We start from the raw sequence: 2,928 nt of genomic DNA, 5'->3' as shown, positions 1-2,928 counted from the left end.
AACGTTCCTTCAGGAGACTTAAAGTCTCAGGGAGAACTCATCTCGGGGCAAGTTTCGTGCTTAGATGCTTTCAGCACTTATCTCTTCCGCATTTAGCTACCGGGCAGTGCCATTGGCATGACAACCCGAACACCAGTGATGCGTCCACTCCGGTCCTCTCGTACTAGGAGCAGCCCCCCTCAATTCTCCAGCGCCCACGGCAGATAGGGACCGAACTGTCTCACGACGTTCTAAACCCAGCTCGCGTACCACTTTAAATGGCGAACAGCCATACCCTTGGGACCTACTTCAGCCCCAGGATGTGATGAGCCGACATCGAGGTGCCAAACACCGCCGTCGATATGAACTCTTGGGCGGTATCAGCCTGTTATCCCCGGAGTACCTTTTATCCGTTGAGCGATGGCCCTTCCATTCAGAACCACCGGATCACTATGACCTGCTTTCGCACCTGCTCGCGCCGTCACGCTCGCAGTCAAGCTAGCTTATGCCATTGCACTAACCTCCTGATGTCCGACCAGGATTAGCTAACCTTCGTGCTCCTCCGTTACGCTTTGGGAGGAGACCGCCCCAGTCAAACTACCCACCAGACACTGTCCGCAACCCCGATAAGGGGCCAACGTTAGAACATCAAACATTAAAGGGTGGTATTTCAAGGTTGGCTCCACGCAGACTGGCGTCCACGCTTCAAAGCCTCCCACCTATCCTACACATCAAGGCTCAATGTTCAGTGTCAAGCTATAGTAAAGGTTCACGGGGTCTTTCCGTCTTGCCGCGGGTACACTGCATCTTCACAGCGAGTTCAATTTCACTGAGTCTCGGGTGGAGACAGCCTGGCCATCATTACGCCATTCGTGCAGGTCGGAACTTACCCGACAAGGAATTTCGCTACCTTAGGACCGTTATAGTTACGGCCGCCGTTTACCGGGGCTTCGATCAAGAGCTTCTCCTTACGGATAACCCCATCAATTAACCTTCCGGCACCGGGCAGGCGTCACACCGTATACGTCCACTTTCGTGTTTGCACAGTGCTGTGTTTTTAATAAACAGTTGCAGCCAGCTGGTATCTTCGACTGGTCTCAGCTCCATCCGCAGGGACTTCACCTACACACCAGCGTGCCTTCTCCCGAAGTTACGGCACCATTTTGCCTAGTTCCTTCACCCGAGTTCTCTCAAGCGCCTTGGTATTCTCTACCTGACCACCTGTGTCGGTTTGGGGTACGATTTCGTGTTACCTGATGCTTAGAGGCTTTTCCTGGAAGCAGGGCATTTGTTACTTCAGCACCGTAGTGCCTCGTCATCACACCTCAGCCTTGATTATCCGGATTTGCCTGGATAACCAGCCTACATGCTTAAACCGGGACAACCGTCGCCCGGCTAACATAGCCTTCTCCGTCCCCCCTTCGCAGTAACACCAAGTACAGGAATATTAACCTGTTTCCCATCGACTACGCCTTTCGGCCTCGCCTTAGGGGTCGACTCACCCTGCCCCGATTAACGTTGGACAGGAACCCTTGGTCTTCCGGCGAGCGGGCTTTTCACCCGCTTTATCGTTACTTATGTCAGCATTCGCACTTCTGATACCTCCAGCAACCCTCACAGGTCACCTTCGCAGGCTTACAGAACGCTCCCCTACCCAACAACACATAGTGTCGCTGCCGCAGCTTCGGTGCATGGTTTAGCCCCGTTACATCTTCCGCGCAGGCCGACTCGACCAGTGAGCTATTACGCTTTCTTTAAATGATGGCTGCTTCTAAGCCAACATCCTGGCTGTCTGTGCCTTCCCACATCGTTTCCCACTTAACCATGACTTTGGGACCTTAGCTGGCGGTCTGGGTTGTTTCCCTCTTCACGACGGACGTTAGCACCCGCCGTGTGTCTCCCGTGATAACATTCTTCGGTATTCGTAGTTTGCATCGGGTTGGTAAGTCGGGATGACCCCCTAGCCGAAACAGTGCTCTACCCCCGAAGATGAGTTCACGAGGCGCTACCTAAATAGCTTTCGGGGAGAACCAGCTATCTCCCGGTTTGATTGGCCTTTCACCCCCAGCCACAAGTCATCCGCTAATTTTTCAACATTAGTCGGTTCGGTCCTCCAGTTAGTGTTACCCAACCTTCAACCTGCCCATGGCTAGATCACCGGGTTTCGGGTCTATACCCTGCAACTTAACGCCCAGTTAAGACTCGGTTTCCCTGCGGCTCCCCTATACGGTTAACCTTGCTACAGAATATAAGTCGCTGACCCATTATACAAAAGGTACGCAGTCACACCATAAAGGTGCTCCCACTGCTTGTACGTACACGGTTTCAGGTTCTTTTTCACTCCCCTCGCCGGGGTTCTTTTCGCCTTTCCCTCACGGTACTGGTTCACTATCGGTCAGTCAGGAGTATTTAGCCTTGGAGGATGGTCCCCCCATATTCAGACAGGATACCACGTGTCCCGCCCTACTCTTCGAGTTCACAACCTGTGCATTTTGGTGTACGGGACTATCACCCTGTACCGTCGGACTTTCCAGACCGTTCCACTAACACACAAGCTGATTCAGACTCTGGGCTGCTCCCCGTTCGCTCGCCGCTACTGGGGGAATCTCGGTTGATTTCTTTTCCTCGGGGTACTTAGATGTTTCAGTTCCCCCGGTTCGCCTCGTTAACCTATGTATTCAGTTAACGATAGTGTGACGAATCACACTGGGTTTCCCCATTCGGACATCGCCGGTTATAACGGTTCATATCACCTTACCGACGCTTTTCGCAGATTAGCACGTCCTTCATCGCCTCTGACTGCCAGGGCATCCACCGTGTACGCTTAGTCGCTTAACCTCACAACCCGAAGATGTTTCACTTCGTGTCGCGAAAATTTGAGAGACTCGAACACACATTAACTGTGTGTCGTTTCAATTTTCAGCTTGATCCAGATTTTTAAAGAGCAAA

Annotated in this window: 1 rRNA gene; it reads right to left on the bottom strand. The window is 52.5% G+C overall.

Going from position 1 to position 2,928, the window contains the following annotated elements:
* Positions 1-2,817, bottom strand: a 23S ribosomal RNA gene (locus KHQ24_RS23790); the annotation flags it as partial.
* Positions 2,818-2,928: the final 111 nt, after the last annotated feature.

It is taken from the genome of Klebsiella sp. 54, from assembly GCF_018223875.1.
GTDB lineage: Bacteria > Pseudomonadota > Gammaproteobacteria > Enterobacterales > Enterobacteriaceae > Klebsiella > Klebsiella quasipneumoniae.
Note: the sequence above shows the minus strand (reverse complement) of the source record. Positions and strands in the feature narration are given on the sequence as shown.